Here is a 24,608-nt window from a genome sequence, read left to right on the forward strand (position 1 = left end):
ACATTCGAATTCACGGAACACTAGGCTATTTAACACCAGTGGAATTCAAGCAACAGCCCTTATAATTTTTGTCCAGTTTAGTGTTGACATACCAATCATTCCCATAAATCTTTAGGATTTTATTATATGCACCTATACTATCTCCTTAGAAAATGGATTAATAAAACTGATTCTATTAATAAATTCTTTGAACTTTTAATTAGAAAATCACATATTAAATTAATACTATAAAGCATAATATAACAAGAATATTTGATATGAATCATACATATATTGTTTTTAGTATTTCATTAAAACAGAAGTCTATAGTTATCCTAATGATGGAATTATAATAAAATCGAAAATTTTCTATAAAGATAGGATGATGACAATTATTGAAAAATCGGTTCTTGCTATGGTTATATTACGTGTATTGTCTGGAAGTATTGAAGTAAGTGCTGGATTGTTGATGCTAAAGTTGAATAATTTAGAAAAAGCATTCTATATTAATACAATGCTTGCATTGGTTGGTCCAACAGTTTTAATCGTAACGACAGCAATTGCATTATTTGGACTAGCTGATAAAATTCCTGTGGCGAGAATCATTTGCCTATTTACGGGAATAACACTTATTCTTATTAGCTCACATATTAAGTAATAACAAAGAATTCCTAAAAAAATAATAAAATTCTTCAAAAAGAATGTTTTGCAATGGATGTTAATTAAATAATCCTTGTTAAACTCTCTATTACAATCATCACATTTAGCCATAATTTTTCTGAACAATATCATTTGATTATTCATCCTAATAATGTTCTATTATTTAGCTGTAGCGTGTGACGACGCTACGTTTTTTTTATGTATAAGTAACCTCTACTTGCACAAATTTATATTGAGTGTATCAGGATCATAAAAACAAAAACCTCGTTCGGTTAACCGAAAAATTTCTTCCTTAAAATCGTTCACCAAATATTGTTTAATAGAACGATACCTTGCTAGTGATTTTACGCACGGGATTGAATCGCCAAAGACCGATGATAAACTTCCTGTCTTATATGACATTAACGGATCTAACACAGCTATTTGACTATTTAGAACGCGCCCCAATCACGTTTTTCGATGCGAAATGAGCTAATGTTTAAATTGTTAGCAACAACAAATAATAGAGCCTTGCTACATTTTATTGTAGTAAAGCTCTTTAAAGTTGTTTAATTCCCATCAAATAATGTATTTGGGCTCAAAATCAATCTTTATTGAACAAACACTCCCGTTAGCCATCCATGTAGCGCAAAAACCAGCGCTACATCACAGAAAATGAAAGTTGATTAAGTTCTTTCATGGGAGTATAAGAAAAACATAGAAGCTAATTAAACAATGAGTCTGATAGTTAAAATGATTAAACAGTTCTGTTTCCCCTTATTATATAGAAAGACAATTTTGAAACGATAGATCCCATAAATCATCTTCTAATAATCTCGTTACTTATACTATATACTTATTTAATATTTCTTCTGGAATATGACAATAATCATTTGGACATCTAGCTAACCTATCTTGATGTTCTTCTGCACTTCTTACATAGTTTGTAAGAGGTAAGACTTCAACCACTATAAGGTCATAATCATTTCTCTCACTAAGAAATGTCTTCGCCTCCTTTAAGTGTTTAGGATTTTCACTATATACGCCTGTTCTGTATTTCTTGCCCACATCCTGTCCTTGTTTATTCAAACTGTAAGGATCAATGATTTCAAATAAATACCCCATTAATTCACTGATTGTTACAACTGTCGGATCAAATCCTGTTTTTACACATTCGGCGTACCCATCATAATCGCCCTCAAGTGTATGACTTGTTCCATTAGCTCTACCTGCTTCTGTAAACGTAACTCCAGGTAGAGTTTTTATAAAAGCTTGTACTCCCCATAAACATCCACCTGCCAAATATACTACTTCCATATTGACACTCCTCTTTATTCAAAAAATAAGAAATTCACTCTTTGTAAAAAGTAAAAATTCTTTTTGCTACATCCTCTTTAGAAATCACTTCACTTGCATATTTTTTTACATCCTGCGTTCCAACACATACAATTAGTCATCTACTTCTTCCTTACAAAAGAAAAAACACCTTATGTAAGCGAGCAGACTAGTCCAATTTTGAAATGGATAGTTTGAACACTTACAAAGAGTGTTTTAAGTACCTCTAAATAGATGGTTGAGGTTATGAAAGAGATTTAATGACGTTTTTTATGTTTAGACAGCTTTTCATGCTTATGATTGTAATTCCTCAATTGTTTGAGCTACTTGCTCTTCTGTTAAATTGTGACGCACGATGTAGCGGTTGCGCGCATGCTTTGTACATTTGATTGTACAGCCACCTAAATGCTTTGCTTCATTTTTTTCAGATGCGATGATTTGCTTATTACATTCAGGGTTTGCACAGTTAATATAACGTTCACAAGGTTCACCGTCATAGTGATCGCGACCGATAATCACATGCTCTACTTGATTGATTGGCACAGTTAAACGCTCATCAAATACGTACATTTGACCGTCCCATAATTGGCCTTTCGAAATAGGGTCTTTTCCGTATGTTGCAACACCGCCATGTAATTGACCGATATCGCCAAAGCCTTCACGTTTCATCCAGCCCGAAAACTTCTCACAACGAATCCCACCAGTGCAATATGTTAAAACATTTTTCCCTTCGAATAGCTCGCGGTTTGCACGTACCCATTCCGGTGTATCACGGAAGTTTTGTACATCTGGTCGTATCGCGCCACGAAAATGGCCGACATCGTATTCATACGTGTTACGCACATCTAATACTACTGTATTTTCATCTTGCATTTCAGCAAGGAATTGTTCTGGTGTCAGGTAGCGACCTGTTAATTCATGTGGGTTTACGTCTTCTTCTAAGCCTAAGTTTACTAACTCACGACGTGGGCGTACGTGCATTTTTTTGAATGCATGGCCATCTGCCGCATCAATTTTGAAGACAATGCCTTCAAATAATGAGTCTGCTTGCATGTTTGCCATGTATTGCTCTGTTTGCTCAATCGTACCTGAAACAGTACCGTTAATGCCCTCATTGGCTACTAAAATACGACCTTTTAAACCGATTTCTTTACACATTGTTAAGTGCGTTGCCGAAAACGCAGCTGGATCTTCAATCTTAGTGTAATGGTAAAATAATAAAACTTGATAATTCATTGTTTCCACCTATCATTTCATATATTCACAGGATTTCCCTGACGGTTTCTTTTACGACCTATTAACCATAATGGATAATCATTTAATATGCTATCGGTAATTAGGCTGAAATGGGTATTAATATTGTTTTTAAAGAATTACTTAGAACGTGCCCAATCACGTTTTTCGATGCGGAATGAGCTAATGTTTAAATTATTAGCACCAACAGGTCTGAGACGCTCTGAACTTGTTTCATTAACATGGGAGCAAATTGATTTGATTAATGAAACGATTCGAATAGATGGAAAAGGAATAAAAGAACGGATATTGCCCCTTCATCCACACTTCATCCACACTTCATCCACACTTCATCCCGCTTCTGGCATCCTATAAAGCTTCTTTAAAATCACACCAAATTTATCCATTAATTTTCTTTAATAAAAATCGAAAAGCATAAGATCCGCGAGGTTTACATGTCATCTTTAAAGATGTGTTGAAAAAGGCATTTCTTCATTTTCACTCATCGTACGCCTTATATTTAATAATTAGTATTTCACAAATCTCAAAATAGCAACAGCTTGTCTCCTTCTATGCGCTAAAATTATATATTCTCCAAAAAAAGAAATTTAACCTTCTAATCAATCTAACTTGATCTGCTAGTTTAATAAGAAATCCCAAAATAAGATAGACCTCAAAGGAATTAATAATAAATATATGCTAAACTTTAATAAGACAATTTAAGCTGTCCATAGTATCTATGCATAAAATGGAGTTTTGTTGCATAGATTAAAGTAATTCATTGACATGTTTATGCTATCTGCATACAATGAAGATAGTAAGATTCATGCGTGATGGATCTACAGCAGTACGCGGCGATTGGGTGGCTCCCAATCGCTTTTTTTGATTATTTTTCTAAAAACACCGCTTGGTTGGCTAGACAAAGCGGTGAAACGTAAGTTTTTTACAGCATCATCCGAAAAAGACGATACTCAGTATCGATAAAACGGAATAAATCCGTAGCGTGGCAAAAGATGGCTAATCTTTTTTCACGTTTTTTTTTCGTTTCAGCCTTGGCCTTTTTAACGCGTGATGGATAAGACACAGCAGCACACCTCCTTCCTAAAAAGGAGTCAGCTGGGTGCTGCGAATCTATTGTAACACGAAATAGAATTGCATTTATCTAATGATTGAAAAACGAAAATGAAGGAGTCAATTATCTTGCCCACTTCAAAAGTATTAGCTTTATACCTGTTATATATGTTTCTTCATACGGTTGCACAATGACAAAGCCGTCTCCTTCAAATCTCATTTGAATCGACTCGCCACTTCCCCTATCTACGAAGAACACACCCGTCACTTAACAAGGAATTGCAGCTTGTCGAAAAGTGACTGCTATCCTCTTACATAAACTATTTAGGGCATACATCCAACCCAAGCTCTGACATTAGGCATAAACTGGTTATATGTCTAATTTGAAAAGGGGTGAATCTTGACTTATGCGATATATGGATGAAATGCCTTTCTATGGCCAGAATCCAAGGGGTCTTCAAAATTGTATATTTCGTTTTACGTATATGTGGCTTAGAAATGGTGACAATTTCTGGTTCTTTCTGACCGCTATTGGACACGAAAGAGCTTATGGCTACAGGTTTTTCGGTGGAAGATGGAATCAATATTCGATTGCTTTAAGAGACATTGACTCCTTCCGTTGTTCTCCTCCGACTCCATATTAGAAAACCGCTCCTGACCTTTGTAATCCTAGCGTTCAGACTTACTTTAGAAACGTGCGGACTTTCATAATTAGAGATTATTTTTTGAATCTAAAACAGTAAACACCAGATACACTTGCGTGTTCCCTTACATCATGTATAAAACGTTAATCTTTCGGTTAGCGTTTTTTATACTGAAATTAGAATGAATGCCAAAACGAGCATAAGTTTAATCCTTCACAACTTCAATTGAATTATAAAAATATGTTTTTACTTTCCTCAACATAATTAAAGGACAAGCCATGTTAGACGTGTGACTCAATTTCAATTAAATTTAAATAGCTTTAAAAATATGTACTATAAAAATCTTATCTTAATTCTCCGCTTGAGAGGATAAAAAAATCAATAAATATCAAAAAGCATAAGCTTCTTACGCCTACGCTTTTTCAAAAATTAATGTTCAGACATCGTTATTCTTTTACAAGCTATTTTTGCTGCTGGAATATCAACACCAGCACCAAGTGCTGCTTCTACTGATTCTCCCCAAGAACCACTGCTAGCCTTTATTTCGTTCCCTGCTGTTAAAACTCCCTCTGCTACAATTGTAACGCAATCATAATAGTCTGGATTAGGATTACTTTCAAGATACTGTGCAGCTAATTCGTCTGCTTTCTTTTGTATTGAAAGTCGACCTTGTTCAGCCAATGAACTAAAAACACTCTCAGCTTGCCCACCAAAATGTACTATTTCGTCGTTAATGTCTTGACCAGTACGATGTATTTCTCCCATTTCAGATGACATATATAGTCCTCACAATCCTTGAAATTTGAACTTTTTAAGTTCACAAATATTTTATCCAACTGAGATTGGTCTTATCCATCAACAACTATTTCTTTTGGTTTATATAAAAAATTTAACATGTTTGTCTGGACATTCTTGTCTCTGAATTTGGACAAGAATGTCCAGACATATTCTAAAGAATTGTTTATTTAATGACTTTTTAGGTTATACTAACTAAAAATAGGAACCATACGAAAACTTGAAAGTTGTGACTAAGGTATTATATTATGTAAACTAAAATTATTTGGCGTGGAAGAGGGCTTGGATACGTACGTCAATTCCCCATAACTGTACAAGGATGTATATGGACAAGAACCTTTAGACAAATTATTAAAGATTGCTTATCTAATACCATTTTGAGTGTTCAGACGTTCTTGACCACGTACAATTGACCTACTCTCCAATCAAAGCTAGTCTAAAAAATATTAAAAAAGATGTTCAAAAAGGCTTTCCTTTTTGAACATCTTTACTTTATTGCAGTGGAATATTCAGTTCAATATTTTCTCCAATAGGATTGAAGAAATAGTTGATATATATTTTTGCTTTGCCATCATAATCTTCAAATTGCGTCGTCTCAATTACGTACTGCTCATCTTGTGAAACAGTGGCACCTTTAAATTTTAACTCCGTACCATCTTCTTTTACAGCATCAGTTAGCAATAAAAATCTTCTTTCAGCCTGATTATTTATAGCAACTGATACATCTTGCTGCGTTACGGAAATGTCCCAATCGAAATAATCGGGCTTCGTGAGTACTTCTTTTGTCTCAAAATCAACTTCGATAAAATCCTCGCCCTGTGGAACGGCTTGAACAGCTCCAATTATAATTTTGAGTGATTCTGGATCATGGAAATAATTGCTTTCCAAATATAGTGTAAATTTGCCTTCACGTTTATTTTTGGATAATGGATGACTTTTGCTTTTTCTTTGCTCTCCATCTTGCATCACGACCGCAATATCATCAAACGATAAAATTTCCATCGTATTCGCTTCGTCTACTTCAATATCGAGAGCCATTTCTAATGGAGAACGACGAATTTGTGTAATCGTAAATTTCTGACCACCAACATTTACAGTTTGATTCGCAGTAAAAATTTTCTCCTTTGCGATTTCATTTTGTAGTGTAAACGGTACCGTAATTTCAATGTTCCCCTTATCTTTATCAGTAAAATGAAAAACCGCTTTAAAATCTTTTGAAGTATAATCGAAAGGCTCTGAAAAATCATATTCCACGGAAGAAGAGATGTGTGTTTGATTTTTTGCAATCCCGTCAAATGAACCTCCGCCTTCAATTTTTTCATCTCCTTGGAACAATTGAACTTCCTCCAAGTTTAATTTCGACATATTAAATGAGGCATCGGCTTCATAGAAAAGTACTAATCCAGTATGATCTGCTATCACGCCTTGCAATGTAAGTGATAGACCATTTTTAGACTTCGTCACATTGATTTCTTCATAGTATTCATTGTCGACAATATCTTGTATCCCTTTATCTCTTGCAACCGCTGATACAAGTGCTTCAAAGCCAGGTATTTTTGCGACTTGACTAGCAATCGTAGGAGAAACGTGAATTGAAAATAAAAAGCTTAGGCACAACAAAGAGACTATTGCAGCCGAAAAAATGCGCTTCTTTGTTCGTTTTTCTCGTTGTACTTTACGCAACATATTCATCCGAACTTGTTGAAGTTTCTCCTTTGGAACGTCAATCGGTAGTTTACTCATAGCCAGTCCTCCTTTTCTCCAGCGAAGTGTCTAAGCTTCTTTAGTATGTGATGAAGCTTAGACTTTACAGTACCTTCAGGTATTTGATTTAGCTCAGCAATTTCTTTGTTTTTTAGTTGCTGAAAATATTTCATATAGACGAGTTGCTGCTCAGACAAGGATAAATGTTCCAATAACCGCTCCATATCAGAGTAGATAACCCATTCTACTAGATGATGTTCCTCAATTGAAACGGTTGGTTGGCGTTTTCGTAAATGGTCTTTACAACAATTGATTAAGACGCGCACGAGCCATGTTCTGGCATATTCGTGCTGTTGAACGGTATGCATTTTTTTCAGTGCCTTGTAAACCAAGTCCTGCATCACGTCTAAAGCGTCTTGCTCATTTTTCATGTATGTAAAAGCCATGCGATATAAAATTTCTTCATCCATTTCAATAAGTGAAAGTATCGCTTGATGATCCCCACGAATAGCACGCTGCACGATTTCAAATTCCATCCTTTTCGCCTCCTTCCCTAATTAGACTCATCGATGCTTCATTTCGTTCAAAAATTTTACAATTATTTAGGAAACCATTATTAAAAATATAAATTTCTGGAAACGTATGACGAGTAGCTGTGTATCTTTGATATTATCAGATATAAAGCTACTGATTTTCCACAGGTCGATCGGCTAGATGTTGGCCCGGTATGAACGTATTTAACATATTCCTGTCCTGATGGAATGGGACATTCGGCCACTCAGTGAGGAGTTTTTCTATATATCGATAAAAATCTAACCTTTTCGCTGTTTCGGCAACCTAAAAGAGATAGAATGAGGGTCCGGACTATCATTTCACCTAAAACAAATGGTTGTCCTAATAATAATGGAGGGATAAAACAATGATGCCTCTAACCTAACAGGTATATTAGTGGCTTTTGAGGGAGTTCCAAGTGGATACAATACATAGGCATTTGGCTTTAATCTTTTCATTAAAATGTGTTCCTTTGAAGACATAAGTTTTTAATTCCTTTTTCCACTAAACTACCCCGTTAATACAAGAAGCGATTGCTCTAATTGAACAATCACCTCTTAAGCTTACCTGTATTGTCCTTTTTCTTGACATAGTCCAGTCATGTGCTACATTCTTTTTTAAATTCTTTTAAAAGAAGGTTTCCATTCTGACAAATCCTGATAAACAAACGTTATATTGTCACATATTTTATCTGCAACTTCGTACATATGTTTTATATCATTGGCCGTAAATAATATATATCCTTTTCGCCCAGTACTGTCTACAATAGCTTGTATGGTGTCGCCCTCTTTTACTAATAGATCAATTAATACGATCTCGGATATGTTAGCTAACCCTTCATACTTGATTTCTTTTAAGCAACCTGGTTTTGGAATCAAACTTAAAGACATCGCTTGACATTTTGAAGGTACACATCTAAATTCATCTATAGTTTTAGCAGCTAACGCATCATAGTAATACCCGAACTGAGATATGCCGGTTGTTAATTCTACCATTTTCCAAATGTTACCCCCACCTATCCTGACTTGAGACTCTATGATTATTGGCTTATTTTGTTTGTCTATTTTTATCTCTGTATGAGTAATGCCGTTTTCCAGTTGCATATCGTCCAAAAATAGCATTACTTTTTCCATGATTAACTTTTTTTGAGATTCATCTATAGGTGCCGGCATAATAGTATAGTTTATTAAAAACGTATCTTCTTTAAATATTTCAGCAGATATAGCTAGTATAGAATGTTTTTTATTATAAGAAACGGCTTCGACCGTATAAACTACGTCTCCTTCAACGTACTCTTCCACTAAAATAGGTAGTTGAATACCGTTATCTTTAATAAATCGCTCTACGTCATCTCCTATGTCTAGCTTAGATACTCCTTTACCACCTGCGCCAATCGGGGGCTTTATTATAATACTATCTTTTTTGTTTAAAAATTCATCAATGTCTTTTATGTTGTTGCAAACGATCGAATCTATCGAAAAGTCTTTGCCTGCTAGAATTTCACGCATCATGTCTTTATTGCGGGTGATCATATTAGCGTTGTAAGAAAATCCTTTAACATTAAAAATCTTTGCAATTATGCAAGCCGTATCTAAGGCTACTTCGTTGAAAGATATAACCACATCAAACGGTTTCTCTTTGTACAATTCTTCAGCATAATATATACACACTGGTATGTTTGTGGTGTCTATTTCTTTTTTATGGAAACACTTTTCTAAGATAGTCCCATCAAAATATATGTGTTTAGTGTAAGACCCCATATACGAGACAGTATACCCCCTGTCTAAAGCATCCTGTATAGGCTTTGTCCATCCCCCAATAAATAAAACATGTGGTTTATTTTCTATGTCAGCAGTTCCTTTTGATAACTTATTCATCATAATCATCTCCTCTAAATTGAACTCGTATTTTCAATGTTGGTTCCTTTTAATACGCCTCGTCTTAACAACACTATTAAACACAGTGTTGTTCCGAAGCCCCCTATAAATAACGTTGTTTGAAGCCCAACTATAGAAACTAAAAATGCACTAGCAAAACTTCCCAATGCCCAAGCTCCCCAATTAAGCGTACGCTGTACAGCATTTACTCTGCCTAGCATGTGACTTGGTGAGGCAAGTTGTCGTATGGTTGCAGCGTAAGGGCCAAATACACCTTCTCCCATACCATGTAGGATACTTGCAGCTACTATACCGTAAACGGTTCCTAAATATCCCATTATCGGTATGAAGGACAGACCGATAACTGATACAGTAGCGCTATAAATAAGCATTTTTGTATTATTAATTTGTTGGCTTCTTTTTACGAGTATCGTATTGCCTATCAAGAATCCGACTGCTGCCGAGCCTATAACAAAGCCTATTTCAAGTTCAGATATCCCCATTACCTTATAAAGAAATATTACTAAAATGCTATTTAATATGTATTTAAAAAACCCGTAAACAGCGCCACAGCTTACAATTGGTTCCAATACAGGGTGGTTTTTAAAATAGATCAACCCTTCATATATGTTTATATAGATCGATTTTATATTTACGTTTTTCAAAGAGCCTTCTGTATGCGGTTTAAACCTTGAAATAAATAATACACACAAAAAACAAACAAAATACGTTACTGCGTCAACAGTGAATAAGCCTGTTAATCCAACTAGAGTAATAACGATTCCTGCTAGCATAGGACCAATTACAATAGAAAGAGACTCCGAAAGGGCTAGCTGAGCATTTCCTTTTTTTAAGTTGTCTTTATCTGTTAATATTTCCGGTAAGAAAGAAGGAATTGCAATGTTGTAAAACGTGGTAAATATTCCGTTTAAAAACATGAGTAACACCAATAAAGGGAACGTAATTATATTTGTTACAGTCAGTATGAATACGGATAAAAATAAAACGCCTTGACATATACTACAAATTAGCAAAACCTTTTTTCTATGAAGGATGTCTATCAAAGCACCTGCTACTAATCCGAAAAGTAAGTAGGGTATGAATATAATTCCCCGAAGCAAGGCAGCATTCGCCTCACTTGTTTCCAGTACCTCTAATGCAAAAAGAGGCAAAGCTACTACTGTAAACTGTGTACCTAACAAACTTATAGACTGTCCTAGCCAAAGCTTGTGAAAATTAAAATGTTTGTTATTTTTCATAATACACCCCTATTATTTCATCTAATGTTTGTCCCACAGAAAAATTCATAACCTGGTATAAAAGCGATTTTAGTTCCAAAATGAAGACTTGATGATTACTTTTTATAACGCTAGGGTTCGAAACCCTTCTGGCTAATGAAAAGTTCATCTTCTGAAAAATACTGCCGCATTCGTTTATATACCATTTGATAGACGGATGGATCATACCATTCTTCCATTTCCAAATTTCTATATAACGCTTGTATGCCCATCTTGTGTGTTCGTTTACCACCACTGCCGTCCCCCATAAAATAATCGTCAATACATACTCGGTTAACCAAGGAACGCAATATTTCTGCAAATCGTTCGCTACTTGGTAATACAGGTGCGATGGCAACCTGTGCAGGAATACCGGATTCAGCAAGCAGTTGGAGTGTTTTAAGCCTTGCTGGAATAGGAGGAGCATAGGGCGTAAAATGCTTGCGAATATCTTCCCTATCGGTCTCTACTGTCATGCTTACCCGAACTTTATCTTTAAAATGTTGCAGCAAATCGATATCTCGACTTACAAGTGGGCTTCTAGTCTGTACAAATAGGAAGTCAGGGGGATCTTCAACCATAACTTCTAGTAAAGATCGCGTCACTTTTTCCTTATGCTCTATTGGTTGATACGGGTCTGTACTTGATGACATAAAAATGGTGACATTCCCTTTGGCTTTGGCGCGATGGAGCTCCTTTTTTAACAAATTCGCAGCTCCGTTTTTAACATCGACCCAATTTCCCCATTCTCCTTCTCGAAAAAGAGCTACAGGCATTTCGCGTACATAACAATAGGAACACCCAAATGAACAGCCTGTATAAGGATTTAGTGAATGAGTATATCCAGAAAGAAAGCCAGTCCCTTTATTCAGAATGGTTTTCGGACTTTTATAGAATAATTCACTTTTCATGACGAAACCTCCAATCATAGTACGGCAATAATTACTCATTGCTAGATGAAACTTGCTTTTCTAGATCCAGTAGCAGTGTCTTCATTTCTAATCCGCCTCGATAGCCAGTTAATGAGCCATTCTTTCCTATGACACGATGGCACGGTACAGTAATTAATACCGGATTAGCCCCAATAGCCGCTCCTATAGCACGAACAGCTGCTGGTTTATTTATATCATTTGCAATGTCGGAATAGGATTTCGTCTGTCCATAAGGAATCTCACGTAGTGCATCCCAGACTGCTAGCTGAAATTGCGTTCCTACGTACTCAAATGAGACAGTAAAGGTTTTCCGCTTTCCTTCTAGATACTGAGTGATTTCAACGACATAGGGTTCAAGCTTTTCATCATCTTCTACAAGAGGACTTCCTGGAAAGCGTTTTTTAGCCCATTCGAACAATTCCTCGAATGGTTTGTTCTGTGAACCTACAAACACAAGCCCCTTGGAAGTTGAAGCAATATAAAAATTCCAATCATTAAACTTTAGTAAAGACCAATAAAGGGTTGGTTTATTCTTTGTTTCCATTGTACTTTTCCTCCATTTTACTCATTTGACGAAATTGTGCTGGTGTCTGTCCAGTTTTCTTTTTAAATAAAGTAATAAAATAAGGCGCATTAGCCATACCCACACATATGGCGATATCTCCAATCGCTTTATTTGTCTGAATCAAATACTTTTTAGCCGCGTGTACTCTCACTTGTTGTATATACTCAACCGGTGTAATGCCTTTAATCTTTTTAAAAGTTCGATGCAGATGATACGGACTCCCATGACAAATATTTGCTAACGATTCTAGCGTTAATTTTTCTGTGAAATTTTTATCAATGTATTCCGTAATTACATCAACCCACTCGCTATCAGGCAGATTTTCATTAGTGGGCTTGCAACGTTTACAAGGGCGAAAATTTGCGCGTAGTGCTTGTTCTGCGTTTGAAAAAATGCATACATTTTCTTTTTTCGGAACGCGAGATTTACAGGATGGTTTACAGAATATCCCTGTCGACTTGACAGCGTAGAAAAATTGATTATTGTACGCTGTATCATTATTTATAATTGCTTGCCACTTTTCATCTGTTATCATTTTTACATCATTCGAAATTCTATAATCATGGCTCTCTTTATGTCCGTTATTAATATTATCCGGCATATATCTCACCTCTCCTTACAATATACTCCCAATAAATTCAGAATGTACAATTTTGGGAATGGAATAGCAAGATATTGAAGTTTAAATTTTGTCCCGCTTTAACGGGCTGTAAGACTCCAACCTCAAAACATAGAGAAATCGGAGAAGTTTAAGTGGGGGATGAAGAAAACCCCCACTGATCAAAGTTTCACTTTATTTAGAATCGTGAAAAATGATTCCAAGACCGTATCGTTCTCCAGAAGTAACGGTGCTTACTCCGTGACGAACCGTATTTTTGTAATATCCTTTTTTACCTAGAACAGGTCTATGGTTAGTAGGAAAGATTAGCGCACTGCCTTGTTCTAAAGTAATTACATGCCCCCTACTCTGAGCACGAGGAATTTGTTCCACTAATAGAGATTCTCCACCGCAAAAGTCTTTCTCTCGTTGGTTTAATACAAATACTACTTGAAACGGGAAAAATATATCGCCATATAAATCTTGATGCAAACAATTAAACCCGCCTGTTTCATACTTTAATAGTAAAGGTGTCGGTCTAGTTTGTTCATATTCTTCACAGGTGTTCAAAAAATCTTGAAGTTGATCTGGAAACTGTTCTGCTTTCTTTAAATAACCTGACCATCGATTGGCTGTTTTGGCCAATTCTAGATAAAAGGACTCTCTTAAACTTTGGATGATTTCAGGTAATGGATAGGAAAAATATTTGTACTCCCCATTCCCAAAGCGATATCTCGTCATATTGATTGTTGTTCTGTAAGACTCTTCCTCACAATACAATTCTATGAAGAATTCACACTCCTCTTTTGTTAAAATCACAGGAAGCTTTGCAAATCCTTGCGTATCTAATTCATTTTGAATGGAATCCCAATTTAAGTTTTTGACACGTGTTTTTATATCTTGGACCATTTTTATCCACTCCTCTTTAACATTCTTGATAACTAACACTATAACCTCATAACTAGAAAAAAATAAGGTGTTTAGAATGTAATAGCAAGATAACAAAATTAGTAAAGATGATTATGTGATAAAGTAAAATTACAATAGAAAATCGTAATAAGATAAGGAGAATGAAAAAGTGACATGGCATGAAGACAATGATGTTATTGTAATCACATTACCTGAAGATTTTGATATAAATGCAAACTTAGGCTATCTAACAAGAGAAAAAAATGAATGCATGTATGAAATAGAGAACGATATCATTACAAAAGTTATAGCCATTGGGGAAATTCGGTCCTTAGTACAGCTAAGCGTAATCAATAATAAACAAATGGTTGTTCAATTCCTAAATGATTCTAGACCTATTGAAAAGTGGAAACGGGAAGAGATTGTAAAATATATTCATGAATGGTTTGATCTTGATAACGATTTAACGCCATTTTATGAAATGGCAAAAGCAGACCCATTACTTAACATGCCTGCCCGAAAATTCTATGGATTGCGAGTTATCGGCATTCCCGATTTATTTGAAGCTTTATGTTGGGGAGTTTTAGGGCAACAAATTAATTTAGCCTTCGCATACTCCTTAAAGAAGCAATTTGTAGAAAGATTTGGCGATTCTATCGAATGGAACGGTAAAAAGTATTGGGTGTTCCCACCGTACGAACGAATTGCACAATTAACACCTACCGATCTAGCAGATATTAAAATGACGGTAAAAAAAAGTGAATATATTATTGGAATTGCCAGATTAATGGCAAGTGGAGAATTATCGAGGGAAAAATTAATGAACATGAACTTTAAAGATGCTGAAAAAAACCTAATTAAAATACGAGGAATCGGTCCTTGGACAGCCAATTATGTGCTAATGCGCTGCCTCAGATTCCAGACAGCTTTTCCAATCGATGATGTGGGTCTTATTAATTCGATAAAACTATTACGTAATATGAACCGAAAGCCTACGAAAGATGAAATTTTAGAAATATCGTTTCCATGGAAAAACTGGGAATCATACGCTACCTTTTATTTATGGCGTGTCCTTTACTGAATAATGACAACTTAAACCGGAATGTTCTCAATAAAAAGAGAGTGAATTTTAAAACCGAATCCCTGTAGTCTTGTAATAAAGTTTGATTAAATTGATGATATTAACCTTGATATGAGAACGAAGGTACCCCTACAAAATGGCATTATAAAAGCGTATTCGAAAAAATCTCGAATACGCTTCATTTAATCTTCCATCTTTTCTAAATAGCCTTGCTGTAAACATGTTTCCGTCAGAAACTGCTTAATCCCCGTAGCAAATGACAATTCAATCGTGCTACTCGTAACGGCTAATATTTCCCCTTCGCCCAAAATCACATGCTTTACTCTTGAGCCAACGATTAACGCTGACTCGGTTGTAATCGTCCTCTCATTACGGTATTGCTTTAGTGCTTTCTTCGGACTTTTCGGCGCTTTCTTTGGCAATTCCTGCGGTGAGACGATTTGTTTTAACGCCTTCATGAAAATCGATGGCACCACACTTGTTTTAAAGCGCTTACTATACGAAATTAATTCCAAATGGCGGATCGCACGCGTGATACCGACATAAAAGAGTCGTGTTTCTTCCTCGATTTCTTCTTCCGCCTCACTAGGTAAAATCCCCTCAATCAAGTCAATCAAATACACACGGTCAAATTCCAAGCCTTTTGAACTGTGCAATGTTGTCAATGTAATTGCATTCAATTCATTTTTCATATGAGACGAACGTGCTAAATTTTCAAGCTGCTTCAAACGACCCGCAAATTCGGTCATCGTCGGCGTATGACGAGCAATTAAACCAAGTACATCCACAATATCTAGTAAATTTTCATAATTAAAACCGAGTGTCTCACTCATTTTCTTTAAGGTACGCTCATAACCAAAGTCAAAACGGATATGCTCTAGCATGGCTGTTGGCGTCGTTTTATCAAATTGAATGCTATCATACGTTTTGCGAATCCGCTTAATATATTCAGGCTGATAATCTTTTAACTCAACATGCTCTAACAACTGTGTGAATACACAGCCATCCTCCGGCAAATTCTGTAGCGCCTTCAATTGCGTTGGTGTAATATAAGCATTCATTTTTCTGTAAACTTTTTCAAATACCGAGATGTTTTTTGTATTGTACGCTAGCCGCATGAAGTTCATAATATCCTCCACGACCCAATGCGTGAAAAAGCGAATCGTGGAATCTTTCATATAGAAAGGCAAACCTGCTCGGTCAAACGCGTCCATAAGCGGAATGGCTGACGTATTATTTCGATATAAAATAGCCGTTGAGCCGCGCTTAGACAGATTTTTCAACTGATCCACTATATATTTGGCCTGTAAATTGTAATTCTCTAAGATTTTAAACGAGATTGGCTCTGCTGCAGGATTTTCTGTAAACATTTGTTTGTTATAACGCTTTTTATTTCGCTGAATAAATATATTGGCTGGCTCTACAATCGTTGCAGATGAACGATAGTTTTGCGTCATAAGTAAAACATGCGCCTCCGGATATATTTTTCGGAAATTTAACAAATAATCTGGCTCTGCACCGCGCCAGCTATATATGGCCTGATCCTCATCTGCAACGACGCATAAATTTTGATGGACTGCGACGAGCTTCGCTATGAGCGCATGTTGAACGGGCGATGTATCCTGACTTTCATCCGTTAAATAATAATCGTAGCGGCGTCGGTATTGCGCCAGCACCTCTCCATTTTTCGTGAAAATATCATTCGCCATTAATAGCATATCGTCAAAATCAATTAACAAACGGTCACTACCTGTGCGTTTATATTCCTCATAACGCTGTAAAATCTCGACTTTTCTTGGCACCTTTACATCTGCAATTGCCCATTCTTGTTCTGGCAGCATTTTATTTTTGATAAACGTTATGTACGTCAGTAGCTCGTCTAACTGATCTTCGGTAATTTTTGAGCCATTTAATTGTTCAAAAATCTCACGAAGCACTCGTTTTTTTGAAACAACACCAGGCTTGTCCGATTCTTCAATGATATCGTACGAAATGCCCTGACGTTCCAGTGTCTGCCGCACAACTTGAAATGCTAAACTATGAATCGTCGAAAAATCAACCGGTGGCAAATGCGGGAAAAACTTTGCAAAACGTGCCTTCATATCACCGGCCGAAGCCTTACTAAACGTGACAGCCTTTATGCGAGAAGGATTCACACCAAGTGCCTCAATCATATAGCCAATACGCATAATAATCGTCGTCGTTTTTCCTGAACCAGGAGATGCTAATAGTAACAGCGGGCCATTCGTTTGCAACACCGCCTGCGTCTGCACATCATTTAGACGAACGCCAAGTGAACGCTCCTTTTCCTCAAAAAACGCCTTTTGCGTTCCATTCATATCAATCGCTCCGTTCCAAAAAAACTATATTTTATTATACCAAAAGATGAGGATTCATCCGAGGAAAGTAGCACAAAGCAGAGAAAGAATAAAGGTAAGCGTCAAATAGTGCTCACCTGTTGTTCAGGAGGGGTAACATCCAAAGTGCCATTAATATCTCATGTCGTATGTATAAAGCAGTTAAATTATAGGAAGCTTTCGACAAATTGAAAGTTGTGACTAAGGTATTTTATTATGTAAACTAAAATTATTTTTAATGAAAAGAGGCTTGGATACGTCAACTACCCATATGTATAGGGACACAAAGTTTACACAGTTAGTCATTCCAACTTTTAATATTTATTAGGAAGTCTACTCTATTTTAAATTAATTTAAGCTCATAAAGATTGATCAAAATGCGAGTTGTTTTCTTTTATTAACACTGAAGATTAGTTTAATATTTTATTATAATCTATTTCTCTTCTCCATGATCACTGTATCATGCCATTTTCCATGTAACTGAGCAATTTTTTCTCTCGTACCAACAATTCGAAAGCCCATCTTTTTATGTAATTGAATACTTGAGGTATTGATTGCAAAAATAGATGATTGGAGTGTCCAAAATCCTGCCTTCTCACTTTCTTCAATTAGTATTTCAAACAACTTTGAGGCTATGCCCTTCCCTTTACTATCACTCAATAGATAAACACTTACTTCTCCAACTCCAGAATAAACAGTGCGTGTAGAAACAGGTGAAATGGCAATCCAACCAACCACTTTATTGTTTTCTTCTGCAACAAAGCGCAAAGTTGCATGATGTTTTTCATTCCATACTTGTTCACTTGGTGCATTTGTTTCAAAGGTTGCCATCCCTGTATTGATTCCTTCTTGATAGATTTTTATTACCTCTATTAGATCTTTTTGTTCCATTTTACGAATAATTAATGTGTCCATTCCATTTCCCCCTTATTAGTTAAAAGGACTGCTAGCTTTCGCTAACAGTCGAATTTTAACAACATGTATTTGATTGATTGACAAGATTAATACTACATACGCCTGTTTCTGGCAATTCCAATTCCACACGTTTCGATGCTTCTTCATCGCCAGATAAATAAGCTGTTATTGAACGGACTTGTTCATAGCCTGTTGCCATTAAAAATGTTGGTGCGCGTCCATAACTTTTTGCACCGACAATATAGAAGTCCTTTTCTGGTTGTCGTAGTATTTCTTCTCCATGCGCTCTTACTGTTCCGCAACTATGCTCATTAGGGTCAATTAGTGGCGCTAATGCTTGCACACTTTCCGTTGCTGTATCAATGGATAGACGCAGTTCACTGTTCATTGTTAAATCAGGACGATTTCCTGCATTGACAATAAGTTCATCGAATCCTGTTAATACTTTCTGTTCTTCGTTTAAAGTACCAATAATATTGATGTTTTCTTCTCTTTTTATCAGTGAAATATAGAAAGGTGTTACTACCTCAACCTTACCTGTATCTACTAATTCATGAATGCGTATACCGAGTGCGCCACGTGCTGCCAATGCATCTTTTTCTTCGCCACCATAGGCTTCTTCTACAGATCTTTTACGCATAACCCACACTAGATTTGTAGAAGGATTTTCTTTTTGTAATTCAGCCAAAGCTAATAAGGTATTGATAGCTGAATGGCCACCTCCAATTACAGCAATCTTCTTATTTGCATATCTCTTAGTATTCGAATTTATATTTGGAATACCATACTCAATGTGGTCTGCTAATGCTTTTTCAGTTTGTAGCCAAACACCTGTTGAATTTGCTGGATTTGGATTCCCCCACGTACCTGTCGCATCTATAACTGCTTTTGCCTCAATGATATTGATGTCGTCTCCTTTTTCAACATAAACGTTAAAGGACTGATTTACTCGATTTTTTGATTTCATCTTATCATTTAGTTGTCGAGATATCCCCACTACTTTTGAGTTCAATCGAATACTAGGTTTTATTTGTGCTAACTCTGCCAAAGGTTTTAAATAGAGATCAATTAACTCATGCCCTGTCGGTATCGTTTCTAAGTTAGGCTCTTGCCAATCGGAGCCCTCTAATAAAGCTTTAGCTGCTTTATTGATGTTATAACGCCATGGAGAAAATAATGTGATATGTCCCCAGGTACGAATATTGTGTGCTATTTCATTCCCAGCCTCTAGTAAAATAAATGCTTGCTTTTGTTCTACTAAATGAGCAGCAGCGGCTAACCCGATTGGACCTGCACCAATTATTACAATCGGTAAGTTCTTATTTGAATTATTAACAGTCTCTTGTACTTCAACGTCCTTAGTAGTAGTACAACAAGATCCAGTTTGATTGATTACTTTTAAAGTTTTCATTTTAATTTCTCCTAATCCTTTATATAAGCATTCCCTTATATAAAATGTATTTTTTTACGTCTAGCAGTAAGCTAGACGTAATTTATTTTCAGGTTTGAATGTCATGAACATACTTCAATTTCACACATTGTATTATCAATTTCTTTTATAGCTTTTTCGAATTGTAACCATGTAGAAGGACCCTAGTGCTGCATATCTCCTATAAAGAAGAAATCCAAAGCAAACTCTTTAGCCTGTATCAATGTGTATTCTCTACTATTCATAATTAACTTTAAATAAGCGATAAAGTATTCTTTAGTTAATACACTAGCATGATTTACTGTCATTTTTGTATCCTCCATTCAACGGATTGAATAATTGCAAAGACAGACAGTATATTCAAGGTCTCTAGTTAGCAAGATGTCGGTGAATATCCAACTAATACTAAACCTATTTCACCATTCTCTTCTTCTGCATGAATCGTAACATCTGTTAATTGTGGTGCAATATCAGGATGAATGGCAACTTCGATCCCTTCAATTGTCTCTACAGCATCTTCATTTGTTGGTGCTTCTAAGCCCACACCTAAATTAACGCCACAGCAACCTGGAATGCCGAAGAAACGCAATGTTTTTACCTTAGAATCAGCTAATACTTGTTCTAAATAATTTTTACCTTCTGGACTCATTTTCATTTGATTGTCTCTCCTTTAAGTTCATGTAATCCTTTTGTTCCAACTGGTGGCGTTTTTACCCATGGTATGGCCACAAATTGATTGTTGCTGATAGACTTGACTTCTTGTAGCCACTTCGTTTCAGCTTGTTGTTTTTGTATTAATGTTGGACTTGTTGTTTCGATAGATGAAAATGTCTGGTTGACAACCCACCAATCAACAGACAATCCAGCACGCTGTAGATCCTCCTGTAAACGTGTCGCTTCAAAAACAGGCGTCGCTTCAGGGAGTGTTACGATGGCTACACTTGTATAATTCGCATCACGTAATCTTGGTAACAGGTTTGAAACAGCTGGAGGGATGTCACCCTGCGAACGGCTTATTTCACGATGATAAGCTTCAGTGGCATCTAGTAACAACAACGTATGCCCAGTCGGTGCTGTATCAATAATAATGACTTCATCTTGATGATTTTCTACAACATTGGCAAATGCTCGGAATACGGCAATTTCCTCTGTACAAGGAGAAGCCAAGTCTTCTTTCACAAATGCTAAGCCCTCTTCATTCATCGTTTCGCTTGCCTTTGCAAGCACTTCTGCTTCATAATTTGCAACTTCTACTTTCGGATCAATACGACTTACCGTTACATTTTGAACTTTGTCATTACCGAACGTCCAATTTAGATGCGCTGCTGGATCAGTCGTAGTTAAATGCACATGCATACCCTCTTCTGCTAAGCGTAGGGCAATATACGAAGCAACTGTTGTTTTGCCAACACCACCTTTACCCATTGTAAAAATAAGCTTCGGTTTACGTTCTACATAATCGGCAATCATTACTTCAACATCAGGAATCGTCAAACCTTTTTCTACTTCATTTTCATGTGTTATATCTTGGTCTGTCATCCATGCTTGCATACGCTCAATATTGGATAGTGAGTATGGTACAAACGGTAAGTTGTATTGTTCAAATTGTTGTAACTCTTTAGGAATTATCTCTAATGCCTCGGTTTGGTGGGCAATGAATGCCTTCTCAATTTCATCATTAGAACTAAGATTTTTCATATATCCGTTAATTAGTAAAATCTGATTTTGAATACCAATTTCAAACAGTTCATGAGATGCACGTGCCGCTTCTTTTAAAGGGTTCACGTCTGGACGTGTCACAAGCATTAGTGTCGTTTGATCAGCATTCTTTAAACGTTCAACTGCCTCTTTATAGATTTCACGTTGTGGCTCTAGTCCTTTTAACGGACCTAAGCATGAAGTACCAGTAGTGTTTTCATCTAAAAATGTAGACCATGCAGAAGGTAGTTGTAATAGACGTAATGTATGCCCTGTTGGAGCTGTATCAAACACGATTGTATCGAAATTCTCAATCACTGAACGATCAGTTAATAGTGTTGCAAATTCGTTAAATGCAGCAATTTCAACCGTACAAGCACCAGAAAGTTGCTCTTCCATATTTTGAAGGACCACATCAGGAAGTTTCCCGCGGTATGGACCAACCATTTGCTCTTTGTAATGTTGTGCTGCTTGTTCAGGGTCTAAATTTAATGCAAATAAATTGTCTATACCTTCTAGTTTTGTCGGGCTATTAGATAGCGTTTGGCCGAAAATATCTTGTAAATTGGATGCGGGATCTGTACTAATTAACAGCACTTTTTTCCCTTCATTTGCAATGGCTATTGATAGACTACAAGCAACGGATGTTTTTCCAACGCCCCCCTTCCCTGTGAAAAACAAAAATGGGGTATCAGGGAAATGACTTCTTGAAAAGCGTTGCATTTTACGCATCCCCCTTTAGTGACAAGCGTACTTTGGGTTTTTGTAATAGTTCTTCTTCTGAAAGTCCTGACCATTGTGAAAATTGTTCATTTGTAGGATACTTCCCTTTACAAAGTAATTCCCCATCAACAAATGTTGCAGGCAATGCATTCATTCCTTCTGACATTAGAAGCTGATTGATGGCTTCGTTTTCTACAAAGGCATTTGGTTCATTTGTTAGATTAAATCGTTCAGCTTCTATTTCTGTTTTCTTTAAATTATTCATAACAAATGACATTCGTAATAATTCTGGATCAATAGATGGTCCACATACTCCTGTAGGACAGCACATTGCTGGTTCATAAATATGAATTTTTTTCATTTTATTTCGACTCCTCAGCTACAAATTGTTCAATACGTTTTCCAATAGCATCACGTACATTTTGGAAAACTGCCCACTTTTCTTCTTCTGTACCTAACGCTTTAGCTGGATCTTCAAATCCCCAATGTTCACGACGAACATGAGAAGGTGTCATTGGACATTTATCTGCTGCATCTCCGCAAAGAGTAACAACTAGTGTTGCATTGTTTAATGTCTCAAAATCAATTAGATCCGATGTATGATTCGAAATATCAACTCCTACCTCTGCCATAGCTTTGATAGCATTCGGATTCACACCATGTGCTTCAATACCAGCACTTTTAACTGTCCAATCAGTAGGCAATAATTTTCTTGCCCATCCTTCAGCCATTTGACTACGGCAAGAATTCCCTGTACATAAGAAATAAAGTGTATTTGTCATGAAAAGTACTCCCTATAATTTAATGGTTTTAAAATATTTCTTCTCCCAGCGTAAGGCAACCCATACAAGTCCAATGAGTACTGGTACTTCGACAAGTGGACCAATAACAGCAGCAAAAGCTACGCCACTATGAAGTCCAAAAACACCTACAGCTACAGCAATTGCTAACTCAAAATTATTACTAGCGGCTGTAAAAGAAAGGGCTGCTGTGACAGGATAAGATGCTCCTGCTTTACGAGAAGAAAAGAATGAAACAGCGAACATCACAACAAAGTAAATGAATAACGGGATAGCAATTCGTACTACATCGAGTGGTAGTTCAACTAATTGCTCACCCTTTAAGGCAAACATCATTACAATTGTGAAAAGCAGTGCTATTAATGTAAGTGGAGAAATCTTCGGTAAGAATTTTTCCTCATACCACTGTTTTCCTTTTGTTTTAATACCGATCCATCGTGTGAGGAACCCTGCAGCAAATGGTATTCCTAAGTATATAAGTACGCTCTTTGTAATCTCCCACATAGAAATGGATACATTAAAATTCTCTAAGCCAAACCAACCAGGTAATATATTTAAGAAAAAGTAGGCAAAAATCGAATACGTTACAATTTGAAAAATGGAGTTAAATGCGACTAGACCAGCTACATATTCACGGTCTCCACGTGCTAGATCATTCCAAACAATCACCATTGCAATACATCGAGCCAAGCCAATCATAATGAGTCCAGCCATGTACTCTGGATAGTCATGCAAAAAGATAATCGCTAAGAAGAACATTAGAAACGGACCAAGTAACCAGTTTTGGAATAGTGACAGTACAAGAACTTTCCAATCCTTGAACACACGCCACATTTCCTCATACTTTACTTTTGCCAAAGGTGGATACATCATCACAATTAGCCCTACGGCAATAGGTATCGATGTTGTACCAACCGACATAGATTCTAATGCTTCACCAATATTGGGCATTGTGATACTTAATAGAACGCCAATACCCATTGCAACAAAAATCCAAAGAGTAAGGTAGCGATCTAAAAAGGAAAGCTGTTTTGTTAAAGATGCATTACCCATTAATTTTCCTCCCCTATATTTGTACAAACAGAGCTACAATTGCATCCCGTTACAGGCTCAATTTGTTCTAAAATACCTTTCATAAGTGGCGTCTGTTCTTCAACTAAACGATAATGTTTCCATGTACCAACCTTCCGCTCAGTAATTATGCCAGCCTCCTTTAATTTTCGAAGATGCTGACTAACTGCTGGCTGTGAAATCCCTAGAACATCCACAAAATCACATACACATACCTCCCCATTTTTCATACATGCAAGTAATTTAATGCGGTTCAAGTCAGCTGCTGCCTTTAATTGTTTTTCAATTAGTGTGTTTTCCATTTATCTGCTCTCCTTATATAATCATTTTCTTATATATTATCTAAAATAAAATCACCGATAAGGACAGGTGATTTAATTAGTATATAACTATACACTTATATTACGCTTCCATTCCTTTATTT

Annotated in this window: 25 protein-coding genes; 3 read left to right on the plus strand and 22 right to left on the minus strand. The window is 36.3% G+C overall.

All coding sequences use genetic code 11. From position 1 onward, the window contains the following. Positions 1-361 precede the first annotated feature (361 nt). Positions 362-637 (plus strand): YqhV family protein, encoded by a 276-nt coding sequence (locus ACVWXS_RS22815; protein WP_068984284.1) that lies wholly within the window; start codon positions 362-364, stop codon positions 635-637. A gap of 824 nt (positions 638-1,461) precedes the next feature. Here the strand turns inward: ACVWXS_RS22815 and ACVWXS_RS22820 are convergent. Continuing rightward, positions 1,462-1,935 carry a peptide-methionine (S)-S-oxide reductase gene (locus ACVWXS_RS22820; RefSeq protein ID WP_456960278.1) on the minus strand — a complete coding sequence of 158 codons (474 nt, stop codon included), beginning with the start codon at positions 1,933-1,935 and terminating at the stop codon, positions 1,462-1,464. Between the two features lie 312 nt (positions 1,936-2,247). Next, complete coding sequence (gene trhO, locus ACVWXS_RS22825; RefSeq protein WP_456960279.1) at positions 2,248-3,189, minus strand: oxygen-dependent tRNA uridine(34) hydroxylase TrhO; 942 nt, start codon at positions 3,187-3,189, stop codon at positions 2,248-2,250. Positions 3,190-3,372: 183 nt separating this feature from the next. Here trhO and ACVWXS_RS22830 point away from each other — a divergent pair, with 183 nt between their 5' ends. After that, positions 3,373-3,561 carry a tyrosine-type recombinase/integrase gene (locus tag ACVWXS_RS22830; RefSeq protein WP_456960280.1) on the plus strand — a complete coding sequence of 63 codons (189 nt, stop codon included), beginning with the start codon at positions 3,373-3,375 and terminating at the stop codon, positions 3,559-3,561. Between the two features lie 568 nt (positions 3,562-4,129). Here the strand turns inward: ACVWXS_RS22830 and ACVWXS_RS22835 are convergent. From ACVWXS_RS22835 to ACVWXS_RS22880, 10 genes are all read right to left on the minus strand, one after another. Further along, positions 4,130-4,270, minus strand: coding sequence for a hypothetical protein (locus ACVWXS_RS22835; protein ID WP_456960281.1), 141 nt, complete (start codon positions 4,268-4,270; stop codon positions 4,130-4,132). Positions 4,271-5,330: 1,060 nt separating this feature from the next. Next, complete coding sequence (locus ACVWXS_RS22840; protein WP_456960282.1) at positions 5,331-5,678, minus strand: hypothetical protein; 348 nt, start codon at positions 5,676-5,678, stop codon at positions 5,331-5,333. 510 nt (positions 5,679-6,188) lie between these two features. After that, the gene (locus ACVWXS_RS22845) at positions 6,189-7,439 is read right to left on the minus strand and encodes a DUF4179 domain-containing protein (RefSeq protein WP_456960283.1); all 1,251 of its coding nucleotides are present in this window, start codon (positions 7,437-7,439) and stop codon (positions 6,189-6,191) included. After that, complete coding sequence (locus ACVWXS_RS22850) at positions 7,436-7,936, minus strand: sigma-70 family RNA polymerase sigma factor (protein WP_456960284.1); 501 nt, start codon at positions 7,934-7,936, stop codon at positions 7,436-7,438. The genes ACVWXS_RS22845 and ACVWXS_RS22850 overlap by 4 nt, the downstream gene beginning before the upstream one ends. A 633-nt stretch (positions 7,937-8,569) precedes the next feature. Beyond that, a complete protein-coding gene (locus ACVWXS_RS22855) occupies positions 8,570-9,829 on the minus strand; it encodes an ATP-grasp domain-containing protein (protein WP_456960285.1) in 1,260 nt (419 codons plus the stop codon). Positions 9,830-9,843: 14 nt separating this feature from the next. Continuing rightward, positions 9,844-11,088 carry an MFS transporter gene (locus ACVWXS_RS22860; protein ID WP_456960286.1) on the minus strand — a complete coding sequence of 415 codons (1,245 nt, stop codon included), beginning with the start codon at positions 11,086-11,088 and terminating at the stop codon, positions 9,844-9,846. Between the two features lie 110 nt (positions 11,089-11,198). Beyond that, complete coding sequence (locus tag ACVWXS_RS22865) at positions 11,199-12,017, minus strand: radical SAM protein (protein ID WP_456960287.1); 819 nt, start codon at positions 12,015-12,017, stop codon at positions 11,199-11,201. A 31-nt stretch (positions 12,018-12,048) separates the two neighbouring features. Further along, positions 12,049-12,582: a methylated-DNA--[protein]-cysteine S-methyltransferase gene (gene adaB / locus ACVWXS_RS22870; protein ID WP_456960288.1), complete on the minus strand. Its 534-nt coding sequence runs from the start codon at positions 12,580-12,582 to the stop codon at positions 12,049-12,051. After that, positions 12,566-13,204: a bifunctional transcriptional activator/DNA repair enzyme AdaA gene (locus tag ACVWXS_RS22875; RefSeq protein WP_456960289.1), complete on the minus strand. Its 639-nt coding sequence runs from the start codon at positions 13,202-13,204 to the stop codon at positions 12,566-12,568. Before ACVWXS_RS22875 ends, adaB begins: the two co-directional genes overlap by 17 nt. 192 nt (positions 13,205-13,396) lie before the next feature. Further along, positions 13,397-14,110 (minus strand): 2OG-Fe(II) oxygenase, encoded by a 714-nt coding sequence (locus ACVWXS_RS22880; RefSeq protein ID WP_456960290.1) that lies wholly within the window; start codon positions 14,108-14,110, stop codon positions 13,397-13,399. A 169-nt stretch (positions 14,111-14,279) separates the two neighbouring features. Here ACVWXS_RS22880 and alkA point away from each other — a divergent pair, with 169 nt between their 5' ends. Further along, positions 14,280-15,191: a DNA-3-methyladenine glycosidase II gene (gene alkA, locus ACVWXS_RS22885; protein WP_456960291.1), complete on the plus strand. Its 912-nt coding sequence runs from the start codon at positions 14,280-14,282 to the stop codon at positions 15,189-15,191. A 182-nt stretch (positions 15,192-15,373) separates the two neighbouring features. Here the strand turns inward: alkA and ACVWXS_RS22890 are convergent, their stop codons facing one another. From ACVWXS_RS22890 to ACVWXS_RS22935, 10 genes are all read right to left on the minus strand, one after another. Next, positions 15,374-17,530: an ATP-dependent helicase gene (locus tag ACVWXS_RS22890; protein ID WP_456960292.1), complete on the minus strand. Its 2,157-nt coding sequence runs from the start codon at positions 17,528-17,530 to the stop codon at positions 15,374-15,376. 444 nt (positions 17,531-17,974) lie between these two features. After that, positions 17,975-18,463: an N-acetyltransferase family protein gene (locus tag ACVWXS_RS22895; RefSeq protein ID WP_456960293.1), complete on the minus strand. Its 489-nt coding sequence runs from the start codon at positions 18,461-18,463 to the stop codon at positions 17,975-17,977. 55 nt (positions 18,464-18,518) lie between these two features. Next, complete coding sequence (locus tag ACVWXS_RS22900; protein WP_456960294.1) at positions 18,519-19,874, minus strand: NAD(P)-binding domain-containing protein; 1,356 nt, start codon at positions 19,872-19,874, stop codon at positions 18,519-18,521. 182 nt (positions 19,875-20,056) lie between these two features. Next, positions 20,057-20,200: a hypothetical protein gene (locus ACVWXS_RS22905; RefSeq protein ID WP_456960295.1), complete on the minus strand. Its 144-nt coding sequence runs from the start codon at positions 20,198-20,200 to the stop codon at positions 20,057-20,059. A 65-nt stretch (positions 20,201-20,265) separates the two neighbouring features. After that, positions 20,266-20,547: a Fe-S cluster assembly protein HesB gene (locus tag ACVWXS_RS22910; protein ID WP_456960296.1), complete on the minus strand. Its 282-nt coding sequence runs from the start codon at positions 20,545-20,547 to the stop codon at positions 20,266-20,268. Then, positions 20,544-22,313: an arsenical pump-driving ATPase gene (gene arsA, locus ACVWXS_RS22915; RefSeq protein WP_456960297.1), complete on the minus strand. Its 1,770-nt coding sequence runs from the start codon at positions 22,311-22,313 to the stop codon at positions 20,544-20,546. The genes ACVWXS_RS22910 and arsA overlap by 4 nt, the downstream gene beginning before the upstream one ends. Position 22,314: 1 nt before the next feature. Next, the gene (arsD, locus tag ACVWXS_RS22920) at positions 22,315-22,674 is read right to left on the minus strand and encodes an arsenite efflux transporter metallochaperone ArsD (RefSeq protein ID WP_456960298.1); all 360 of its coding nucleotides are present in this window, start codon (positions 22,672-22,674) and stop codon (positions 22,315-22,317) included. A 1-nt stretch (position 22,675) separates the two neighbouring features. Further along, the gene (arsC, locus tag ACVWXS_RS22925; RefSeq protein ID WP_456960299.1) at positions 22,676-23,095 is read right to left on the minus strand and encodes an arsenate reductase (thioredoxin); all 420 of its coding nucleotides are present in this window, start codon (positions 23,093-23,095) and stop codon (positions 22,676-22,678) included. Between the two features lie 12 nt (positions 23,096-23,107). Then, a complete protein-coding gene (gene arsB / locus ACVWXS_RS22930; protein ID WP_456960300.1) occupies positions 23,108-24,166 on the minus strand; it encodes an ACR3 family arsenite efflux transporter in 1,059 nt (352 codons plus the stop codon). Further along, positions 24,166-24,486, minus strand: a complete 321-nt coding sequence (locus ACVWXS_RS22935) for an ArsR/SmtB family transcription factor (protein ID WP_456960301.1) — start codon at positions 24,484-24,486, stop codon at positions 24,166-24,168. The genes arsB and ACVWXS_RS22935 overlap by 1 nt, the downstream gene beginning before the upstream one ends. Positions 24,487-24,608 lie beyond the last annotated feature (122 nt).

The organism is Lysinibacillus sp. TE18511 (assembly GCF_054062295.1).